Below are 20780 nucleotides of genomic sequence, written 5' to 3'. Positions count from 1 at the left end.
GCGGCCGGGCCTTAAAAAATAACAAGTCCGGCCGCCTTCTATGTCATGAATACGAGGATGACATGCACTCCACCTTCGATACCGTAGCGCACGTACAAGACTCACGTCCGCGCTCGGCAACACCGTTTTCGGTCGGCCTGGTCGGTATCGTCGCCGGCCTTGTCACGCTCTGGCTGCTGCGCAACAGCACCGCACTGGACGGCGCGGCGCGCAGCACCGTCGCGTGTCTCGCGATCATCGTTCCCATCGCCGCCTACGAGCTATTCGTCGCGCGCGTCTATCTGCGCCCGAGCGCCGGTCTTGCCGCCAACGCGGTGCGGCCCCTGAGCCTCGCGCGAGTCGGCTTGCGTCTTGCCGCGCTGGCGTCCGTCTATGCAGGCATCGGTCTGCTCTACTGGCTGTTACCGGAATATCACGGAGCGTTCTACGACCCCTTCTGGTCGCTGCTCAGCACGCTCGCGCCGTATGTGATCATCGCGGCGCCGTTCTACTTTGTATGGATGGACCGACATCAGCGCGAAGTCGACGACAGCTATCTCCTGTGGGCGCGCCTGCTGTTTCGCGGCGAACGTCCCGCGAATTGGCGGCCCGTGCGTGAAATGCTGGCCGGGTGGATGGTGAAGGCGTTCTTCCTGCCGCTGATGATCGTCTATCTCGCCGGCAATGCCGACCATCTCAATGCCTTGCTGACCGAAGCGCTGAACGCACCGTTATCGCTCGCGACGTTCAGGTTCATGTACGACCTGTCGTTCGCGATGGACCTGATGGTCGGCACGGTGAGCTATCTGTGCACGCTACGTATACTGGACAGTCACGTGCGCAGTGCTGAGCCGACCACGCTCGGCTGGCTGGCCGCGCTGATTTGCTATCAGCCGTTCTGGTCGCTGATCGCAAACCAGTACATTCATTACGAAGGCTCCGTGCTGTGGGACAGCTGGCTCGCTTCGCTTCCGCTTATCCGGGTGGTCTGGGGCACGGTCATCATCGCTTTGCTGTTGTGCTACGCGCTCGCCACGATCTCGTTCGGCCTGCGATTTTCGAACCTCACCAATCGCGGCATCATCACCTCGGGTCCTTACCGCTTGACCAAACATCCTGCCTATATCACGAAGAATCTGTCTTACTGGATGGTCACGGTGCCATTCATCGAACCGTTGGGGTGGCGCCTGGCGCTCACGCATTGCGCCGCACTCGTGGCCGTGAACCTGTTGTACTTCCTGCGCGCCAAAACCGAAGAGCGGCATCTGATGAACGATCCCGACTATCGTGCCTACGCGGAATGGATCGCGAAGAATGGCTTGTTCGCCAGGATTGGACGTGCGTTTGAATAAGGTATGCGCACTGCATGAAAGGCGCGATCACGCGCGATGTTCAGCGGACCGCGGATGCTCGCCTCAACGGCATTGCACACAAGCGTTACGTGACGTCCTGTGCCGTGGTCACGGTTCGCGGCCTGGGGCGAGCACGCTGGCCAAACCACCTTTTGGGCGCGAGAACAGGAACCCTTGCGCCAAGGCTTTCGGCCACGAACTCAACCATTGCAACTGCGCCTGGGTTTCGACGCCGTTCGCCACGACCTGCACGTCAAGCGCGTCGAGCAGATCCAGTAACGCCGACATCACCGCGCAGGCACGGGGATCGCACGGCACCGCAGCCATCAGTTCGGGCGCGAGCGTGATGGTGTCCACGTCGAGTGCGCCGAGCAGCGCCAGCGAAGACGTTCCATTGCCCCACTTGCCCAGCGAGATGCCGGCGCCCGTAGACCGAAGGCCGGAGGTCAAGGTACGCATCGACAGCAGACGTGCTGCATCCGCGCTATCAGGTACTTCGATTTCAAGCAGATTGGCCGGCACGCCATACGAACACGCGATGCGTGTGAGGTCGCCGGCAAACGATTCGAGTACGGCCACCTGCGCCGGCACCGTGATCGCGACTGGCAGCAGCGCCATCTTCGAAGAGAGGCAGCCGCGCAACTCACGGCATACGCCGTCGATGGCAAACAAGGCCATCTCCCGCGCAACCTGCGGGTGGGCGAGCGGCATCATGAAAATGCCCGGAAGCAGCAAGCCGTAGTCGGGATGCGTCCATCGGACCTGCGCTTCGAGGCGCGCCAGTGTTCCACTCGCTGCACGATAGACACCTTGAAACACAAGATGAAACTCGCCCGCGCGCAGACCTTCACGGACCCGGCGTTCAAGTTCGCTCAGTGCCATGGGATCTTCGCACGAGTTGTCCCAATCGGTCTGTTCAACGCAAGTGGTCCGTGCGCCGAACGAAGTAGTTGCGAGCGATGCAGGCTTTTCATAGGCAAGCGTGAGCATGGTGGAAACGCAAATTTTCAACCTCGCAAACGCGTGCACATGTCGTGCCAGAAAATGCATTCACTTTGCAACTAAATGGCAATACTCGCCGATAAGCCTTATTGGGCAATGGCTTTGCAGCAATACGATCTAACCTGTCGAAACGTAATGTCGATCGGCAAACGTTTGTATGAAGGCGAATGTTACGTAGCGTTCTGCATCGGCGTTACGGCTGCATTGCGCAGTGACTTGAAAGTCGCCGTTATCACAAGTTTTCACGCGCCAAGAAACGGTGTGAAGCATCACGAATAAGATTGCCATACAACAAGCGGTGTACTAAGGTATCGCGCTGCAACAAATTATTTGACCGGAAAAAAAAGATTTACTAGTATCGGCAAGAACGCAGCATGCAATCAATGACTGCGACCCCACACAGTCACACAAGGCAGCAGATGCTCCAGATTCCTCTCACTGACGCCGATTGGGCGCGCGTCCAGAGTCTTTTTCCAGTGGCTCCATCCGGGCGCGGGCGACCCCGCCGCAGCGATCGTGAGATTCTCGACGCAGTACTTTGGGTGCTGCACACAAAAGAAAAATGGCACAGATTGCCAGCCACTTTTCCGCCCCAACAGACTTGCTATCTTCGATACATAACCTGGAAGCGAACGGGCGTGCTAGACCAGGTGAATGAGCGCCTGCCCCTGTGCGGCTCGGAGCTTTCGACCTGCTGATCAAGCGGCAAGCATTGCTTCGCATCCCGTATCGATTCAGAGTCGAACCACTGGTTCGAGGATGGTCTTTGCGTGAGCTCTTCTCTATTGCGCGCGCCTGGCAACCATGAGATTCGCCGGGCTTTGAAGCGGAAGCACTGATTTGATGCGGCGAATTTGAATCGGCTGGTTTATTCAGGCCGAGGTCCTTCCGCCGCCGCACGCGGAAATGAAACGCTCACGTGCACGCCTTTGCCGCCGTCGCCCGGCTTGAGCACGATCTCTCCGTGATGCGCGTCCGCGATTTCGCGCACGATGGCGAGGCCCAAGCCCGTTCCCTCCGTATCCGCCGACGCCCGGAAAAACGGTTCGAACACGCGGCTGCGCGACTCGGCCGGAATGCCGGGGCCGTCGTCCAGCACCGACACGGTGACGGTGTCGGCCGCCCCGCTGACCGCCACGGTGACGTGGCCACCGCTGCCGGTATAGCGGATTGCGTTCTCCACGAGATTGGCGATCAGCGCCTGAAGCAGGCCGCGATGCCCGGCTACCAGCGCGGGGCCATTCAGCTCCGCGCCCAGATCGATGTCCCGGGCCTGCGCCAGCAGCGCCAGATCTTCCGCCACTTCCATCGCCAGCGACACCAGATCGACAGTTTCCACCGCGAGTTGTGTGTTGTCGGCCGCTTCGGCTTGCGCGAGCAACAGCAGCTTATTGGTGAGTCCGACCATCGAACGATTACTGCGGTGCATGGCGGCGAGCGCTTCGTCGAGCGCGGCGTTCAGGCCGTCCTGCTGACGTGCGAACTGCAACTGCGTGCCGAGCAACGTGAGCGGCGTACGCAACTGGTGCGCGGCGTCGGCGATAAAACGCCGCTGTGCAGCCACCTGCACGCCGAGCCGCGCGATACATTGGTTGATCGCTTCGACGATGGGCCGCAACTCGGTATGCAGGCGCTCGACGCGAAGCGGCTCGAGTTGCATCGGATCGCGGTCGACGACGTCTTCCTTCACCTTCATCAGCGGCCGCAGTTCGAAGGTGAGGCCGATGCAGACCAGTGCGACCGCCAGCACGATCATCTCGATCTGCCGCACGAGTTGCGGCTGCCACAACTGCTGCGCCATCGCATCGCGCGAGCGCACGGTCTTGCCGACTGTGACTCGCACGCGGTGCGTCGCGCCGTTGTCGTACATCAGGCGTACCAGGCCGGCGGCGCGCACGGGCTGGCCGTTGAGTTCGGCGTCGTAGTGATCGGCCCTGTCGGGCGAGAGCGGCGCGTGCTGAGGAAAATCCGGTATGCCCGCCAGCAGCCGGCCGTCGTCTACGCTTACGCTGTAGAACACCTGATCGCGATACGGCGACACGAACACTTCTAGCGCGGCGGGCGGCACATCCACACGCAGAAAACCGTCTACCCATTCCACTTCGCCAGCGATCATCCGCGCCGACGAAATGAGCTGATTGTCCTGTACGAGATCCGCCGTGCGCCGCGCGTTGTCGTACTCCGCCTTGCCGGTGACGAACACGTACAACGCGAGTGGCAGCAGCAGCCACCACAGCAGACGCATGCGCAGGCTATTGGTCATCTTCTTTCTTGCGCAGCAGGTAACCCAGCCCACGCAACGTGACGATCGCGGCCGAACTGCCGTCGAGCTTCTTGCGCAGCCGTGAAATGTAGATTTCGACCGCGTCCTCGCTCGGCTCGTCGGCGAGCGTGAAGATCGCATCGACCAGTGCCGGCTTCGTCACCGTCTTGCCCAGACGCAGGATAAGTGTTTCGAGCACCGAGCGCTCGCGCGGCGTGACGTTCAGCGGCGCGCCCTTCAGCGTGAACTGACGCGTGTCGATGTCGAACGCGAGATCGCCGCATATGACCTCGCTCGATTTCGACGGCGACTGACGCCGGATCGCCACCTTGATCCGCGCAATCAGCTCGCGCACTTCGAAAGGCTTGACGAGGTAATCGTCCGCGCCGGCGCCGAGCAGCTCCACTTTTTCATCAATCGAACCGCTCGCCGTCAGAATCAGCACCGGCGTGGCGTCACCGCGCTGGCGCAAACGGCGCAGCACATTCTTGCCTGACAGCTTCGGCAGATTCAGGTCGAGCAGGATCACATCGTAGTGATTGGTGCGCAGCAAGCGGTCGGCGGCGTCGCCGTCCTGCACGGCGTCGAGTGCGAACGCCTCCTGCTCCAGCATCTTCGCGAGCCAGTGTGCCAGCGTAGGGTTGTCTTCGATGAGCAGCAGCTTCATGGCAGGGACGGCGAATTGGAAGTCGAACAGGCGGCAAATGAGCAGCAAAAGTCAGGACGCCGATTGTGCCGTAAAACAAGGGCTTTGCGCGCGGCCTGGGCGGTTTGCATCACACGTCATGGGGTTTTCCAGAGGGGCGCCACGAGGTTGTGGTGAATTCTCGGGTTAACACCCATGATTTGCCCACTGCCCCGAAAGCTGCCAGAAGGTTTGCGATTTTTATAATCCCCGTCATTCATCCAGAAAGCGCCGCATTTCCGCACCCCGCGGCGAACAAACCTAAGGAGACTGCTTCATGCGTACCTTGCGCCAGATTGCCGCCGTGTCAGGTGTTGCGTTCACCCTTGCCGCCGCCTCGGCCGCGGCCCACGCCGAAAAGTTGACGATCATGGTCGGCGGCGCCACCAAGATCATCTATCTGCCGGCCAAGCTCACGGAACAGCTCGGCTACTTCAAGGACGAAGGCCTCGACGTCGATATCCTCTCGCAACCGGCCGGCGTGGATGCAGAAAACGAATTGCTCGCGGGCGCGGTGCAAGGCGTGGTGGGCTTCTACGATCACACCATCGACCTGCAGAGCAAGGGCAAGGAAATCCAGGCACTGGTGATTTTCGGCCAGGTGCCGGGTGAAGTGGAAATGGTCTCCACCAAGGCAGCGGACACCTTCAAGAGCATGGCCGACTCGAAGGGTAAGACGCTCGGCGTGACCGGCCTCGGCTCGTCGACCAGCTTCCTCACGCAATACCTCGCGCAACGCGCGGGCGTGCCGTCGACGCAATACACGCTGCTGCCGGTGGGCGCGGACAACAGCTTTATCGCCGCCATCAAGCAGAACCGTATCGAGGCCGGCATGACCACCGAGCCGACCGTCTCGCAGCTGCTGAAGACCGGCGACGCCAAGGTGCTGGTCGACATGCGCACGCTGGAAGGCACGCGCGCCGCGCTCGGCGGCACCTATCCGGCTTCGAGCTTCTACGTGCAGCGCGCCTGGGCCGAGTCGCACAAGGACGACGCGGCGAAGCTCTCGCACGCCTTCGCGAGGACGCTGAACTTCATCGCCACGCACAGCGCGGAAGAGATCGCCGCGAAGATGCCGAAGGACTATTACGGCAACAACAAGGACCTGTACGTGGGCGCGCTGAAGGCGTCGCTGCCGATGTTCACGAAGGACGGCAAGATGCCCGCGGACGGCCCGGATACTGTCCTGAAGGTGCTGGCGGCCTTCAATCCTTCGGTGAAGGGTAAGCATATCCACCTCGCCAAGACCTACACCAACGACTACGTGTCGGCGGCGGTCAAGACCGCGGCGAAGTAACGCCCTCGAAGTAACACCTATCAACATCCAGAGAACCGCGAGGCCCCAGCCGATGAATCAACCTATGTCACGCGATACGCCCGCCATCGAGCTGCGCAACGTATCGTGCCGTTTCATTTCTCCGGATGGCAAGGCGACGATTGCGTTGCGCGACTTCAGCATGTCGGTGGCGCGCGGCGAGTTCGTCGCGGTGGTCGGGCCGACGGGTTGCGGCAAGTCGACCACGCTCAGCATGATCACCGGTTTGCTGAAGCCGACCACCGGCGAAGTGCGCGTGATGGGCGCGCCGGTGGACGGCATCGATCCGCGCATCGGCTTTGTGTTTCAGGCGGACGCCGTATTTCCGTGGCGCTCGGTGATCGACAACGTAGCGGCCGGCCCGCTGTATCGCGGCCGCTCGAAATCGGCCGCCTACGACGAGGCCAACGAATGGTTGCGCCGTGTCGGCCTCGACAAGTTCGGCAAGCACTATCCGCATCAACTGTCGGGCGGCATGAGAAAGCGCGTGGCGCTGGCGCAAACCTTCATCAACAAGCCGGAAATCCTGCTGATGGACGAGCCCTTCTCGGCGCTCGACATGCAAACCCGCACGCTGATGCAGGATGAACTGCTGCAACTGTGGGGCGGGGCGGGCTCGGTGGTGTTCGTCACGCACGATCTCGAAGAAGCGATTGCGCTCGCGGATCGCGTGTTCGTGCTGACCGCCCGCCCGGCGACGCTGAAGAAGGTGTACGAAATCGATCTGCCGCGTCCGCGCGTCACGTCGGAGGTTCGCTACGACCCGCGTTTTATCGAAATCTCGCGCGACATCTGGCATGACCTGCGCGAAGAAGTGCAGATCGGTTAATCAAGGAACGGCAAACATGTCTACTACCCCTCAACACATGCTGCCTTCGGGTATCGATGCAACGTCGCTCGCACAAGTCGAACGCATCGCGCAAAAACGCATCCGGCAACGCCATGCGCTCGTGATCACGCTGCGGATTGTCGTGCTGGTAGTGGTGCTCGGCGGGTGGGAGTTGTCCGCGCGCCTGAAGTGGATCGACCCATTCTTCTTCTCGATGCCGAGTGCGATCTTCGATCAGATCATCGACTGGTTCGTGAACGGCACGTCGCAAGGACCGCTCCTGACACAGGTGTGGGTGACGCTCGAGGAAACCGGCCTCGGCTTCATTATCGGTTCGATCGGGGGCGTGTTCTGCGGCATCGTGCTCGGCCGCAACAAGCTGCTCTCCGACGTGTTCAGCCTCTACATCAAGATCGCCAACTCGATTCCGCGCGTGGTGCTCGGCTCGGTGTTCGTGATTGCGCTCGGTCTTGGCATGGCTTCGAAAGTGGCGCTGGCGGTCGTGATGGTGTTCTTCGTGGTGTTCGCCAATGCATTTCAGGGCGTGCGGGAGGCGGACCGCTACATGATCGCGAATGCGCAGATTCTGGGTGCGTCGCGCCGTCAGGTGACGACTTCGGTGGTGATTCCGTCGGCGTTGAGCTGGATTCTTGCCAGCTTGCACGTCAGCTTCGGCTTTGCGCTGGTCGGTGCGGTGGTGGGCGAGTTCCTCGGCTCGAAGCAAGGTATCGGTCTGCTGATCTCCACCGCGCAAGGCGCGTTCAATGCAAGCGGTGTGTTCGCGGCGATGATTGTGTTGGCGGTGGTCGCGCTGGCTGCGGACTATCTGTTGACCGCGGTTGAACAGCGATTGTTGAAGTGGCGGCCTGCGGCGGTTTAAGTCGACCGTCAGATCGTGTAGCGAGAAAGGGCGCCAGCGGCGCCCTTTTTTTCATTTCGCGCTTTCCCATTCAGGATGGGTGGTCGATACTTGAATTGCTCCGCAGCAAGATACTCTCCCTCTCTCAAGCCTCTTCATTTGTCTCAAATTTAGCAATAAACCTTGCCTGAATTAGTGATTACTCCCGCCAGATCGCAAAACTACAATGTAATCACTGACTGCGAACAAGATCGCTCGTAGCACGATACAGACCGAACTGGAGGTGGTTCATCATGAAATCGCTCATTCAAGCCGTTGTTATCGCCGCTGTACTGGCCGCTCCTGTTGCCTCGTTTGCGCAGTCCAACCAGCCCGTGACCCGCGCGCAGGTGCGCGCAGAACTGATTCAACTCGAACAGGCCGGTTACCGGCCGGGCCTTTCCGACCCGTACTACCCGAATGACCTCCAGGCTGCGCAAGCCCGTGTCGCTGCGCAAAACGGCACCGCGCAAGGCGCCGAAAGCGGCTACGGCGGTGGGGTGAGTGGCGCGTCGCAGTCGAGCCACTGAGCAGGCAACCGGGCGGGTAGCCGAGTTCGGTTAACCACGCCGGCAACCAGGCTGGTGGCGAAGCTGGACCAGGCTGTCCAGCGGAACGAACCGCAGAGGCCACGCCGTTTGCCCTGATCTGATCCGCCGCTGAGCGCGCAAACAGTCGCGCGCTCTGATTCAAAACGAACTGGCCCGCGATCGAGTGTCCCCGATCGCGGGCCAGTTCTGTATTCAATATCTCTGTCATCGGGCTCCCGATGACTTCGCCGGGGCCCTCACGGTCTGGGCACTTTTTTCGCGTATGTACCGCCGCGCTTCGTCGAAGCCTCAGCGATGCCGGGCTGCTTGCGTCATTCGCGGGCGATCAGGTCGCCCACCTGGCCACGCCCCGTGACGAGACAGCTCGACAGGAAATTTTCACCCTGACTGCTGGCGCCGGCGTCGCCGAAGCCTTTTTTCAACGCATTCGACTTAACCAGCTCCGCGCCTTGGTGGCACGTTATTGTCCCCATTTCTCCCGCTTGGGCGCGCATCAGCGCCCGATCCGCCATCAGATAACCAAGCAACAACACCACGGCAATATTGAACGCTTGTCTCATGGATCGTCTCCTCTTTAGAAGAGACTAACGCGAACCATCGGTGCAGGATGCTAGGGGTTTCCCGATTGATAGACATTCAATGATGCAGATTAAATCGAGTGGCAATGCTACGCAGATCAGCTATGCGGCGTGGCTGGATCGGGCTTGGGCCGCAGAAAACGGAACTGCCGGATACCGCGTTGCACACGTTTCGTATTCTGTTCGAACAGCAGGTACACCGCGAACGCGTACCCATAGCAGACAACCAGCATGGTCGCGAACACCAGCGCGCCGCGGCCGTCGAACTGGATGCGCTGCCCGAACACGACCGCTGCCACAAACAGAATGAATGAGAAGTGCGTCAGATACAGTGAATAGGAGAAGCCTGAAAAGACGACCGCGAGTCGCGATAGGAGTGCGGGACGCAGGCGAACGTCTTCCCAGAGTATGCAACGCAGGAATACGAAACACGGCACGCCGACGATCCAGTCGTTACTCAACAAGAGTACGCGCGACAACACCAGCGCCGCAAGAAAAGAGGCCCCGCTGGCAAGCGTGAACCATGGCAAACCTCTCCGCGCGCAGGAAAGCGCTTTTCAGGCAACACGAGTGCGACGCCAAGCATCCACAGTCCGAATCCGCTCAGGAGCGACGGAAACGCGATCATCGTGCCCAGCGCGAGCACCCCTGCAACGATTGCACTGAAGCCACGGCGCTGGCGCAACAGCACATAGCAGGCGGGAAACCACATGTAGTACCAGAACTCGTTGGCAAGGCTCCATAGCGGTCCGTTTGAGCCGTACGTGCCGCACGTGAGCGTCTGCAAGAACACGACATTGCACAGCAGTGCGATCACCGCGGTGTGGCCGTAGTTGCTGACGAAATAGAAGGCCTTGCCCGCGAGTCCGAGACCGGCGCTCGCGCGGTAGTCGACAAACATCAGATTGCGCAAATGACTGACGCACACCGCGCCTGCCGCCAGCGCGCGGATCAGGTCCAACGTGTCGCAATGTTGTTTGCCGCGGGGTGCCATGGCAGTCTGGAATCGGACAAGGTGCTTTGTCCGCCAAACTACGGCCCGTGGGGGTTTTATTCAGTACGCTTGCCCACACTGCATGCGCACGGCACATACACGGCACATGCGTCGCACGCAAACACGCTATTCATTGAGGTACTGCTGGGCGAAGCAGGTCCGCGCGCAACGTAGCGAACTGGTTCGTATAGCGAAGCAGCCGCTCAGAGCCGAGCTTCGATCTGCTCGATCCGCGTTTCAACCGACTTGCGCACCAAGCCATTCGAGGGCACCAGCACCAGTGACGACGCGATGATTCGATACACCTGATTGCGCCGGACTTTAGAGACCTTGGCCGGGTCGAGCCAGGCGTCGTTATCCACCAGCAACAGCAGCGTCTCCAGTCCAATCAGAATCGGCCACAAACAGGCAAGGCGCAAGCGCACAGAAAACGCGGGAATCGCCAGCGTGTAGTCCAGGGCCTCGCGGAAATGAGCCAGCGTCTTGCGCACGAGTTCGATCATCAAAGGCCGGGCGCGAAGAGAATTCGCCGGCTGCAGGAGATCCTGTGCAGCGAGGGCATAGGGATCGAGCATCGTCTGCGGAAGATAACAGCGGCCGATCCGCAAGTCCTTGCCGCAATCGCGCAGCACATTGGTCATCTGCAGCGCCTTGCCGAAACGCACGCCGCGGCGCGCCATTGTCTCGGGCCGCTCTTTCAGCGTGCCGGGCATGTGCGCGTAGGTCATGGTGGTCCAGAATTCGCCGACGCAGCCCGCGACGAGATAGGTATAGCGGTCGAGTTCGTCGTATTCACGCAGCGCGGCGATCTGGCCGGAACGTTCGTCGGGGAACGTGCGAAGGTCGAATTCCATGCCCTCGGTCAGAGTCGACACAATCTCACGTACCGCCTTGCGATCAGACTCGCTTAGTTGCGCAAGCACCTCTAGTGCGGGACCGAGCGATTCCAGCAAGACCTTTTCATCCGACTGGACCTGTTGGCCCGCCACTTCGGCCGCCATGCGCTGGAACAGCGCGCCGTCGTCCGGAGCGCCGTTGACCTGGTCGCGTAGCGACAACAGCAACGCAAGGCGCTGCTCGGGCGAGACCAGCGAGGTATCCGCGATCGTGTCGGCCGCGCGCGCCAGCAGGTACGCGAGGCCGATCGGATCGCGCATTCCGACGGGCAGCACGCGCAGGGTGAGATAGAAGGAGCGTGAAACGCCTTTCAGGAGCGGGCCGAGAAGAAAGGCCCGGGTCGGATTCGGCATGGATGGGATCAGGTCAGGATTGGGCGGAAATCAGGCGCTGCCGAATTGTATACGGCGAAGCGCCTTTGCCGTGCGGCGGCGGTCCTGTCGTGGCTCCACGCTGACCCGGCGGTTCACACCTGCGAACCCGTTGCCGGTGAAACCTCTCGCCCCGACTTACCCGCAGCACGCCATCGCCTGCCCGACTACGCTATCTGCAATTTGCCCGCGGCGGTCTCTTCGATCTGGCTGACGGTCCGAAATTTTCGTTGCATCGTTTCGCATCGTTTTGAAAAAACCGCTTCCGCACTCCGCCGATACTTGCCGGTAAGCAGCATCCCTCGCGCACGCATTGCGCCGCCTGCCCATACCTCGTCCGCCAAGTGGGCGCAGGCCAGGTAAGGTCCCCTGCACCCACTTGCCGACAGGCGCCGTGCCGCCCCTGCGCGGGAACACGAATTGCGGACACGGTTAGTTCGAGCGATGCGCAGTCTCGTTGCGCGCTGTCGCTCCTCCGCACTTTGAGCGACATACGGCAATGACTATCCGCGACTCTCAGACGTCCTCCCGGTCCAACGTGGAAACAGGTGTCCCCGGTCTCGACGAAATTCTGGGTGGAGGTCTGGTCAGCGGCGGCGTCTATCTGCTGGAAGGCATGGCCGGCGCGGGCAAAACGATTCTGTCGAGCCAGATCGGTTTTCATCGTGTGAGCCAGGGCGAAAAGGTGCTGTACATGACCTTGATCGCCGAGTCGCACGACAAACTGCTGGCGCACCTCAGAGGCCTGAGCTTCTTCGACGAAGCCGCCGTCGCCCAGCAAATGCTGTTCGTCTCCGGCTATCACGAACTGATGCAGGGCGGTCTCGATGGCTTCCTCAAGCTGATTGCGTCGAGCATTTACGACTATCGGCCGAGCCTCATGATCATCGACGGCTTTCGCAGTGCGCGCGAATTCAGCGAAACCGAGTTGTCGCTGTCGAAGTTCATCCACGAACTGAATGCGCTGGCCGCGGCCATGAATTGCACCACGCTGTTGCTCGCGCCGCTCTCGGGCAACGAACCGCATCCCGAGCACACGCTGGTCGACGGCCTGATCGAGCTGAACCGCTACAACGACGGCATGCGCCGCGCACGCGAAATCGAAGTGCACAAGATGCGGGCGCGCAACCATCTGATGGGCAAGCATTTCTTTCGCATCGCCGAAAGCGGGCTGTTGATGTTCCCGCGTCTGGAATCGCTGGACGCCGTGCAACCGGGTCCGGTCGATCTGAAAACGCGGCTCGGCTTCGGCCTCCCGCATCTCGACAATCTCCTTGGCGGCGGTTTCACCCAAGGCTCCACGACCACGCTGATCGGGCCGTCAGGTGTCGGCAAAACCTTGCTCTGTCTGCAGTTTCTCGCAGCCGGTCTGGCGCGCGGCGAACACTGCCTGTATCTGGGGTTTTATGAAGGCCCGCAGCGTCTGATCGGCAAAGCCGAAGCCGTCTCGATTGAGCTCGCCGATGCTTACAACGACGGCCGCCTCATGATTCAATGGCACCCGGCCATCGAACTGGCGGTCGACGAACTCGCGGCGATCGCGCTGGCCACGGTCAAGCAGACCGGCGCGAAGCGGATCGTGATCGACGGCGTGGAAGGCTTTCGCGACTCGGCCCTGCGGCCCGAACGCTTCGGCCTGTTACTGAACGCGCTGCTTCATCAACTGCGGGAAGCGTGCGTCACCACGATCCTGACGGAAGAACTGCCGCTTTACGCCGGCCCCGGCCACGCGAAGAGCGTGCGGGTCTCCGCGTTGACCGAGAACCTCGTGCTCTTGCGCTACGCCGAAACGGAAACGGGTTTGCAACGCATGATCTCCGTGGTCAAGCAGCGCGAAAGTGCGCACGACACGTCGCTGCGCGAACTCGTGATTTCGTCGCAGGGCCTCGACGTAATCGGCAATCCGGTCGGCACCCCCAGCGTGTCTCCAGCGCAAGGCCTCGCGGCCGCGCTGACACCGCGACGAGATACGTAGCCGCTCATGAAAACCATCCTGGTCGTGGACGACGAATTCGACATCCTCACGGTCTGGCGACTGCTGCTGGAGCGGCACGGCTATACCGTGCTGACGGCGTCCAATGGGGCCGCCGCACTCGAACAGATCCGCAAGACCCGGCCCGACATCATCGTGTCGGACTGCATGATGCCGATCATGTCGGGGCTGCAACTGTGCGCCGCATTGAACGACGACCCCGATCTGCGCGCCATTCCGATCATCCTGTGCAGCGCGGCCGCGGATATCCCCGCACAGCCGAATCCGACCATCGAGTACGCACGCAAGCCGCTTTCATTCGACAGCCTTCTCGCGATGCTGGAGCGCATGGCGGTTTGACTGACTAGGTAAAACCCCGAATTCCTGGCAAGCGCCACACAGACTAATCTCGGCACATTCATTAAATAGAACATCATTCTGTCTAGCAGAACGACGTAAGCGAGAGACCCTCGAAGGAGAATTCCATGGCTAGCCTGCCGCTCGACGCACCTGGCGCGTCGCCCGATTCAAGCGCCGGAGCGCGGGGACTCACGACCGGCATCAACGCGCGCATCGACCGTCTGCCCGCGACGCGCACGGTATGGATGCTGGTGTTCCTGCTGTCGATCGGCGGCTGGTTCGAGTTCTACGATCTCTTTTTTACGGCGTATGTGGGTCCCGGCCTGGTCAAGAGCGGGCTCTATGCGACGACGACCGCGTCGTTCTTCGGCGTCTCCGGGCTGGGCGCTTTCGTGGCGGCGTCGTTCGCCGGGCTGTTCATCGGTACGTTCTTTTTCGCGGGCATGGCGGATCGCTATGGCCGCAAGACCGTGTTTACCATTTCACTGCTGTGGTACTCCGTGGCGACGCTGATCATGGCGTTGCAAACCACCGCGCCGGCCATCAACCTGTGGCGCCTGATCGCGGGCATCGGCGTGGGCGTCGAACTGGTGACGATCGACACTTACGTCAGCGAACTCGTACCGAAACATCTGCGCGGCCGTGCTTTCGCATTCGTTCATCTGGTGCAATACACCGCCGTGCCGTCGGTCGCCTTCCTGGCGTGGTGGCTGGTGCCGCAAAGCCCATTCGGCCTCGATGGCTGGCGCTGGGTCGTGATCATCGGCGCACTCGGCGCGGTCGTGGTGTGGGCCATCCGGCGACGCGTGCCGGAAAGTCCGCGTTGGCTCGCGCAGCAAGGCCGCGCCGCCGAAGCGGAAAAAGTTCTGCAAGCACTCGAAGCGAAAATCGCCAGCCAATACGGCAAGCCGCTGCCCCCCGCCGTGCCGACTGTCGAGCCGGCCACCACCAAGGCCGCCTTCCGCGAAATCTGGCAGCCGCCGTATCGCAAACGCGCGATCACGATGCTCGTGTTCAACCTGTTCCAGTCGATCGGCTTTTACGGTTTCGCGTCATGGGTGCCGACACTACTGGTCTCCAAAGGCGTGACGATCACGCACAGCTTGCTGTACTCGTTCGTGATCGCGATCTCGAATCCGTTCGGACCGCTGATCGGTATGGCGATTGCGGACCGCATTGAACGCAAGACGCTGATCGTGTTGTCGGCGCTCGGTATCGCCGTGTTCGGCAGCCTGTTCGCAACGCAAACCTCGCCTGCGATGCTGATGACCCTCGGCGTGCTGATCACGCTCTGCGGCACGCTGCTCTCGGTCGGCTATCACGCGTACCAGACCGAACTGTTCCCCACGCGCTTGCGGGCACGCGCCGTGGGTTTCGTGTACTCGATGTCGCGTTTATCCGCGATGTTTTCCGGCTTCATGATCGCCTTCGCGTTGCGCCATTTCCAGGTGCCAGGCGTGTTCGCGTTGATCACCGTGTCGATGGTGATGGTGATGGGCGCGATCGGCATCTTCGGGCCGCGTACCAACAACCGCAATCTCGACGAAATTTCGCATTGAACAAGAGGCTTCAAAGATGACGCTGCCGTTGGCTGGAGTACGGGTGCTGGATTTGTCGAATGTGTTGGCGGGGCCGTTTTGCGCGTATCAACTCGCGCTGCTCGGCGCGGAGGTGATCAAGGTCGAGCACCCCGAAGGCGGCGATCTTGCACGGCGGCTAGGCGCCGACAAGGAAGCCTCGATGCGCAATATGGGGGCCTCGTTCGTCGCGGTGAATGCGGGCAAGCAGTCCATCACGCTCAATCTGAAAGACCCGCGCGGCAAGACCATTTTGCGCGAGCTCGTCAAAACCGCGGACGTGCTGGTCGAAAATTACCGGCCTGGCGTGATGACGCGGCTCGGTCTCGATTTCGACGCGTTGCGCGAGGTCAATCCGAAGCTCGTCTATTGCGCGATCTCCGGCTTCGGCATGGACGGCGAGTTTTCGAAACGCCCCGCATACGATCAGATCATCCAGGGCATCTCGGGTGTGATGAGCGTGACCGGCGACGCCGATAGCGCGCCGTTGCGCGTCGGCTATCCGGTATCCGATACGGTGGGCGGTCTCACGGCTGCGTTCGGCATCTGCGCCGCGCTGGTCGATGCCCGCGCGAGCGGACACGGCCGCATGCTCGACGTTTCGATGCTGGAGGCCACGCTGGCGACGATGGGCTGGGTGGTGTCGAACTATCTGAACGCCGGCGTCACGCCGGAGCCGATGGGCAACGAGAACTTCACCGCCGCGCCTTCGGGCACCTTCAAAACGGGCGATGGGCCGCTCAATATCGCCGCGAACGAGAACAAGCAGTTCGCGAGTCTCTGCCATCTGATCGGCCGCGCCGATCTGCTCGACGACGCGCGTTTCTCCGAGCGCAATGCACGCAAAGTGAATCGCGCGGCATTGAAGGCCGAAATCGAAGCAGCGCTGGCAAGCGACAACGCGACGAACTGGGAAGCCAAATTCTTCGAAGCAGGCGTGCCGGCCGGGCGCGTGATGTCGGTGCCGGAAATCCTCGCGCATCCGCATCTGGAATCGCGTGAGTTCATCCGCGAATTTGCCGGCGACGGCAGCGCTGAGCGGCAACGCGTGACGCGCGCGGGCTTTCGTCTCTCCGACGGTGACACAGCGCCGACCTCACCCGCACCGGCTCTATCGGCTCACACGCGTGAGCATCTCGCCTCGCTCGGTTACGACGACGCACAAATCGACCACCTACGCTCCGAAGGAGTGATCTGAACATGACGCAAGCATTCGACGCCGCCAAGCTCGCCGCCGAGTACTGGAGCACCTCGATCATCGATATTCATCCCGGTTCGATCAAGGTGCGTGGTTTCCCGATTCAGGAGTTGATCGGCAACGTCAGCTTCCCGCAGATGATCTGGCTGATGCTGCGCGGCGAATTGCCTGACGCCGCGCAAGCGCGTTTGTTCGAAGCGGCGCTGGTGGCGTCGGTGGATCATGGCCCGCATGCACCGTCGATCGCAATCTCGCGGATGGCAACCAGTTGCGGTTTGCCGTTGAACGGCGCGATGGCTTCAGCGATCAACGCGCTGGATGATGTGCATGGGGGCGCCGGTCAGCAGGCGGTCGAACTGTACGACCTGATTGCTGAACTGATGGACGTAGGCGCCACGTTGGAAGAAGCCGTCGAGCGAGGCGTCGACGCTTTTACCGCCGAACACGGCAAGTACTTGCCCGGCTTCGGACATCGTTTTCATCCGGTCGATCCGCGGGCAATCCGGCTGCTTTCGCTCGTGGACGACAGCGTCGAACAGAAAAATATCAGCGGGCGATACGCTGCTATCGCACGCGGCATTGAAGCCTTGCTCAAGCAGCGCAAGAACAAACCCGTGCCAATGAATATCGACGGTGCAACCGCCGTGATCTACGCCGAACTCGGCTTTGCGCCGGAACTGGCACGTGGCGTGTTCTGCCTGTCACGTGCGGTCGGCATTCTGTCGCATGCATGGGAGCAACGCGGACGCAAGGAGCGCAACAAAGGCCCGATGCCGCGCCAGATGAACTACACCTACACGGGTAAGCCCGAGCGTCACCTGTCCTGAACTTCGGCCGCGCGCCGCTGCGCATTGCGCATGGCGCGCGAGTCGCCGCCTAACGCATCCGTTGCGCGCGCGGCGCAATCGAACAGCGCGGCGAGATTGCGTTCGAAGAAAGCCTGATCGATACGCGAGCTTGGGCCCGCGAGCGTCAGCACGCCACGCAAACTCTGGCGCACACCGAATACCGGCATCGAGATCCCAGCCGTCTCCCGATCGCGCTCGCCGATCGATACACAATAGAAGTCCTCGCGAATCTTCTCGTACGGCTCGCCCGGCATGCCGCTGAACGCCAGCAAGGCATGGCCGCCGGAGCCGCTTTCCAGCGGCAGTACGTCACCTTCGCGCACGTGAAAACGCACTGCATGCGTCGAGTCCACACGATGCAGGCACACGCGCACCGCCTCGTCGCGCACGTAAAAGGACACGCTTTCGCCGCTCGTTTCCGCAAGCTCGCGCATCAGTGGCACCAGAATATCGCCGACGTTCAGGCTGCGCTGATACAGCGCGCCCAGCATGAAGGTTGCGGAGCCGAGTTGATAGCGGCCGTCGTCGAGACGCAGCAGCAGGCGGTGCTGGATCAGCGAGCCCGCGAGCCGTAACAACGTGCTCTTGTAGAGCCCCGTGCGTGCCGCGAGTTCAGCGAGTGTGAGCGCGACGTCGTCCGGCCGGAAGGCGAACAGAATCGCGCAAGCACGATCGATGACGGCAACACCCTCGCTTTCCTTTGAGTTTGATTTGTCCGCGGGCGTTGGCATGAGTGGGCTGGGTAAGCGTTGCTTTATATCAAAGTGGAAATTTTACGCTGCAACTCAAGGTCCAGCCAAATCACGTATTGCGCGAGCTTAGAAACGAAAACGCCCAAGTCCACGGATAGCCGACCGTCTGTTGCTAGTCAGGTATTTGTCGTGGCCCTTGGGCGAAACAAATCGTACGCGAAGACGCCTCGTTTGCCAACCAGGCAGCTCATCCGCGTTAGCGCAACGCCATCACAATCAACACAGCACCTACGATCGCCACCGCGTCTTCGATCAGCGCGGCCGGCAAGTCCCGGCCAAACGCGCGCGCCAATGCACCTCTTGCCTTCGCGCCGCCCAGGGTGCCGATCACCGCACCCACCACCCCGGCAATCAGGCCACCCAGCAAGCCGCCATGCGCCGCCCCAAGCGCCGCGCCGCACAATCCACCCAGCACGATACGGACGCCGAATTGCATCGGCACGGTACGACTAGGCGTTTTCGGCAATTGATCGGTAATCAGTTCGACGATCGCCAGCACGGTGAAAATGTACGGTGTGGCAGTAAAGCCGAGAAATGCCAGCGGCGTATCTTGCAGCGGCAACCAACCCAGATGCGCCGCCCAACTGACGGCCGCGGGCGCGGTCATCGCACGAAGGCCGGCTACTACGCCGATTAGCAATGCAAGGACATAGACAGACATAGGGGACTCCGAACCAAGGCCAATACTGCGTGGTTGGACAGGCCGACGGCTTAACCGGGCGAACGTCGGCGGAAGGTGTCTAGCATTCACTTGCACAGTCAACGTCTCACCGCGTAAGTCGAGGCCGATCCGCAGTTGCCGGCTCAGTTGCCCGCTCAATTGCCTGCTCGATTGCCCTGATTCATCGCCCCCTTTCGGTGTGGCCCTAGTGTCGCACGATTCGACTTTCAACCGTACGCAAAGGACATGGGCCACTTTTCCCAATCGTCAGCGCGTTGGCACAGCGAACCGCTTCATACGCGCGACCCGTGAGTCATCAATCCATGCCGGGCTTTCGCATCATGCCGTACTCCCGCGCCACCACTACCGCAACCCCAGCTATCGAAACACCGAGCATCGCGCCCGCGAACTTCCGTCTTGCGATCATCGCCGCTCCTTATGTGAAGCCGCAACTATCGGTTTTCCGGCGCCCGCTGACAAACGATGATAAGTTAGTCGACTCCCAAGAAAATCTTATGCCTTCGCCATGAGACCGTATCTCCCGTTGAATGCGCTGCGCGCCTTCGAATCGTCCGCGCGGCATCTGAGCTTTACGCGCGCCGCGCTCGAATTGAACGTCACCCAGGCGGCCGTGAGCCAGCAGGTCAGAGCGCTGGAAGAACGGCTGGGCACCGCGCTCTTCAAGCGTCTGCCCCGCGGACTGGCCATGACGGATGAAGGCCTGGCGCTACGCCCCGTCCTCACGGATGCGTTCGATCGCATCGAAGCCGTGCTCAAGCAGTTCGACGGCGGCCACTTTCACGAGGTATTGACGGTCGGCGTGGTGGGCACCTTCGCAGTAGGCTGGTTGATGCCGCGGCTCCAATCGTTTCGCGACGCGCATCCGTTTGTCGAGTTGCGGCTGCTGACGAATAACAATCTGGTCGATCTCGCCACGGAAGGCCTCGACTTCGCGATCCGTTTCGGCGACGGCACCTGGCCGGGTTCGCTCGCCACGCGGCTGCTCGATGCGCCGCTCGCGATTCTGTGCGCGCCGGAGATCGCCGAACGTCTGTCCGATCCAATGGATCTCGCCAACGAAACCTTGTTGCGGTCCTATCGCGTCGACGACTGGATGGCGTGGTTCACGGCCGCCGGCATCCCGCCCCGGCCGATTCGCGGACCGGTGTTCGATTCATCGCGGCTGATGGTGGAAGCGGCCATGCAAGGCGCGGGTATCGCGCTGGCGCCGGCTTTGATGTTCGATCACGAGATCAATACGGGCCGGCTGGTGCGCCCGTTCGAGGTGGAAGTGCATGCCGGCAGTTACTGGCTGACGTGGCTGAAGGGCAAAGCGATGGCTCCGGCCATGCTGCTGTTCAGTCAGTGGATCATGAAGGAAGCGGCCTCGCACACACCCGGCTAGCAAGCCGACGCGCGACGATGGCCGTTCATCGCGGGCCGCTCGGCTTGCGGCGGGAACACGTTCCATGAGCCGTCGTTGTGACGGAAGAAGAAGATCGACAACAAGCCGCCTGGCCGCAATGCTTCCACGCAAACGTAGCGTTGATGTTGCGACGCGCTGTGGCAAAAGCGCACGACACGCGCGGGCATCGAGGGGGTCGGTGCGAGCCATTTATCGACGGCCCAGTGCAAGGTCTTTTCTGCGGCAACCATGATGTGCTCCTTGATCCTTGAATTAATGAATTCGTGAACGCT

22 protein-coding genes are annotated in these 20780 nt (G+C 61.4%); 12 read left to right on the top strand and 10 right to left on the bottom strand.

Going from position 1 to position 20780, the window contains the following annotated elements:
- Positions 1–62 precede the first annotated feature (62 nt).
- The gene (locus tag P0D84_RS24055) at positions 63–1331 is read left to right on the top strand and encodes an isoprenylcysteine carboxylmethyltransferase family protein (protein ID WP_408341066.1); all 1269 of its coding nucleotides are present in this window, start codon (positions 63–65) and stop codon (positions 1329–1331) included.
- Between the two features lie 108 nt (positions 1332–1439).
- Here the strand turns inward: P0D84_RS24055 and P0D84_RS24050 are convergent, their stop codons facing one another.
- Positions 1440–2213 carry an EAL domain-containing protein gene (locus tag P0D84_RS24050; protein ID WP_408341064.1) on the bottom strand — a complete coding sequence of 258 codons (774 nt, stop codon included), beginning with the start codon at positions 2211–2213 and terminating at the stop codon, positions 1440–1442.
- A gap of 494 nt (positions 2214–2707) precedes the next feature.
- Here P0D84_RS24050 and P0D84_RS24045 point away from each other — a divergent pair, with 494 nt between their 5' ends.
- Positions 2708–3031, top strand: a complete 324-nt coding sequence (locus tag P0D84_RS24045; RefSeq protein WP_408341062.1) for a transposase — start codon at positions 2708–2710, stop codon at positions 3029–3031.
- Between the two features lie 170 nt (positions 3032–3201).
- Here the strand turns inward: P0D84_RS24045 and P0D84_RS24040 are convergent, their stop codons facing one another.
- Positions 3202–4596, bottom strand: a complete 1395-nt coding sequence (locus tag P0D84_RS24040) for a sensor histidine kinase (RefSeq protein WP_408341060.1) — start codon at positions 4594–4596, stop codon at positions 3202–3204.
- Positions 4586–5263 carry a response regulator gene (locus P0D84_RS24035; protein WP_408341058.1) on the bottom strand — a complete coding sequence of 226 codons (678 nt, stop codon included), beginning with the start codon at positions 5261–5263 and terminating at the stop codon, positions 4586–4588. Before P0D84_RS24035 ends, P0D84_RS24040 begins: the two co-directional genes overlap by 11 nt.
- A 295-nt stretch (positions 5264–5558) precedes the next feature.
- Between P0D84_RS24035 and P0D84_RS24030 the strand changes: the two genes are divergently transcribed.
- The 4 genes from P0D84_RS24030 to P0D84_RS24015 all read left to right on the top strand — a co-directional run bounded on the left by P0D84_RS24030 (position 5559) and on the right by P0D84_RS24015 (position 8853).
- Positions 5559–6578 carry an ABC transporter substrate-binding protein gene (locus P0D84_RS24030; protein ID WP_408341056.1) on the top strand — a complete coding sequence of 340 codons (1020 nt, stop codon included), beginning with the start codon at positions 5559–5561 and terminating at the stop codon, positions 6576–6578.
- Between the two features lie 52 nt (positions 6579–6630).
- Complete coding sequence (locus P0D84_RS24025) at positions 6631–7425, top strand: ABC transporter ATP-binding protein (protein ID WP_179740497.1); 795 nt, start codon at positions 6631–6633, stop codon at positions 7423–7425.
- Between the two features lie 16 nt (positions 7426–7441).
- The gene (locus P0D84_RS24020) at positions 7442–8305 is read left to right on the top strand and encodes an ABC transporter permease (RefSeq protein WP_408341053.1); all 864 of its coding nucleotides are present in this window, start codon (positions 7442–7444) and stop codon (positions 8303–8305) included.
- A gap of 272 nt (positions 8306–8577) precedes the next feature.
- Entirely contained in the window at positions 8578–8853 is a 276-nt protein-coding gene (locus P0D84_RS24015; protein WP_408341051.1) for a DUF4148 domain-containing protein, read from the top strand.
- Between the two features lie 332 nt (positions 8854–9185).
- On the opposite strand, the gene P0D84_RS24010 is transcribed toward P0D84_RS24015, so the two are convergent.
- From P0D84_RS24010 to P0D84_RS23995, 4 genes are all read right to left on the bottom strand, one after another.
- On the bottom strand, positions 9186–9434 hold the full coding sequence (locus tag P0D84_RS24010) for a hypothetical protein (protein ID WP_054035535.1): 249 nt from the start codon (positions 9432–9434) through the stop codon (positions 9186–9188).
- 116 nt (positions 9435–9550) lie between these two features.
- On the bottom strand, positions 9551–9931 hold the full coding sequence (locus P0D84_RS24005; protein WP_408341049.1) for a hypothetical protein: 381 nt from the start codon (positions 9929–9931) through the stop codon (positions 9551–9553).
- Positions 9910–10446 carry a hypothetical protein gene (locus tag P0D84_RS24000; RefSeq protein ID WP_408341047.1) on the bottom strand — a complete coding sequence of 179 codons (537 nt, stop codon included), beginning with the start codon at positions 10444–10446 and terminating at the stop codon, positions 9910–9912. The genes P0D84_RS24005 and P0D84_RS24000 overlap by 22 nt, the downstream gene beginning before the upstream one ends.
- 203 nt (positions 10447–10649) lie before the next feature.
- The gene (locus P0D84_RS23995; protein ID WP_408341045.1) at positions 10650–11696 is read right to left on the bottom strand and encodes a phytoene/squalene synthase family protein; all 1047 of its coding nucleotides are present in this window, start codon (positions 11694–11696) and stop codon (positions 10650–10652) included.
- A 517-nt stretch (positions 11697–12213) separates the two neighbouring features.
- On the opposite strand from P0D84_RS23995, the gene P0D84_RS23990 reads away from it, so the two are divergent.
- From P0D84_RS23990 to P0D84_RS23970, 5 genes are all read left to right on the top strand, one after another.
- On the top strand, positions 12214–13689 hold the full coding sequence (locus tag P0D84_RS23990) for an ATPase domain-containing protein (RefSeq protein WP_408341043.1): 1476 nt from the start codon (positions 12214–12216) through the stop codon (positions 13687–13689).
- A gap of 6 nt (positions 13690–13695) precedes the next feature.
- Positions 13696–14046, top strand: a complete 351-nt coding sequence (locus P0D84_RS23985; protein WP_408341041.1) for a response regulator — start codon at positions 13696–13698, stop codon at positions 14044–14046.
- A gap of 125 nt (positions 14047–14171) precedes the next feature.
- A complete protein-coding gene (locus tag P0D84_RS23980; RefSeq protein ID WP_408341039.1) occupies positions 14172–15605 on the top strand; it encodes an MFS transporter in 1434 nt (477 codons plus the stop codon).
- A 16-nt stretch (positions 15606–15621) separates the two neighbouring features.
- Positions 15622–16821 carry a CaiB/BaiF CoA transferase family protein gene (locus P0D84_RS23975; RefSeq protein ID WP_408341037.1) on the top strand — a complete coding sequence of 400 codons (1200 nt, stop codon included), beginning with the start codon at positions 15622–15624 and terminating at the stop codon, positions 16819–16821.
- Positions 16822–16823: 2 nt separating this feature from the next.
- Complete coding sequence (locus tag P0D84_RS23970) at positions 16824–17648, top strand: citryl-CoA lyase (RefSeq protein ID WP_408341035.1); 825 nt, start codon at positions 16824–16826, stop codon at positions 17646–17648.
- Here P0D84_RS23970 and P0D84_RS23965 read toward each other — a convergent pair.
- A complete protein-coding gene (locus tag P0D84_RS23965; protein WP_408341033.1) occupies positions 17636–18400 on the bottom strand; it encodes an IclR family transcriptional regulator in 765 nt (254 codons plus the stop codon). The genes P0D84_RS23970 and P0D84_RS23965 overlap by 13 nt on opposite strands.
- 217 nt (positions 18401–18617) lie before the next feature.
- Positions 18618–19082 (bottom strand): DUF4126 family protein, encoded by a 465-nt coding sequence (locus P0D84_RS23960; protein ID WP_408341031.1) that lies wholly within the window; start codon positions 19080–19082, stop codon positions 18618–18620.
- Between the two features lie 526 nt (positions 19083–19608).
- Between P0D84_RS23960 and P0D84_RS23955 the strand changes: the two genes are divergently transcribed.
- Positions 19609–20487 carry a LysR family transcriptional regulator gene (locus P0D84_RS23955; RefSeq protein ID WP_408341029.1) on the top strand — a complete coding sequence of 293 codons (879 nt, stop codon included), beginning with the start codon at positions 19609–19611 and terminating at the stop codon, positions 20485–20487.
- Here the strand turns inward: P0D84_RS23955 and P0D84_RS23950 are convergent.
- Entirely contained in the window at positions 20484–20738 is a 255-nt protein-coding gene (locus P0D84_RS23950) for a hypothetical protein (RefSeq protein ID WP_408341027.1), read from the bottom strand. The two genes, P0D84_RS23955 and P0D84_RS23950, sit on opposite strands and share 4 nt — an antisense overlap.
- Positions 20739–20780: the final 42 nt, after the last annotated feature.

This window comes from Paraburkholderia sp. RL17-337-BIB-A, from assembly GCF_046025895.1.
GTDB lineage: Bacteria > Pseudomonadota > Gammaproteobacteria > Burkholderiales > Burkholderiaceae > Paraburkholderia > Paraburkholderia fungorum_C.
Note: the sequence above shows the minus strand (reverse complement) of the source record. Positions and strands in the feature narration are given on the sequence as shown.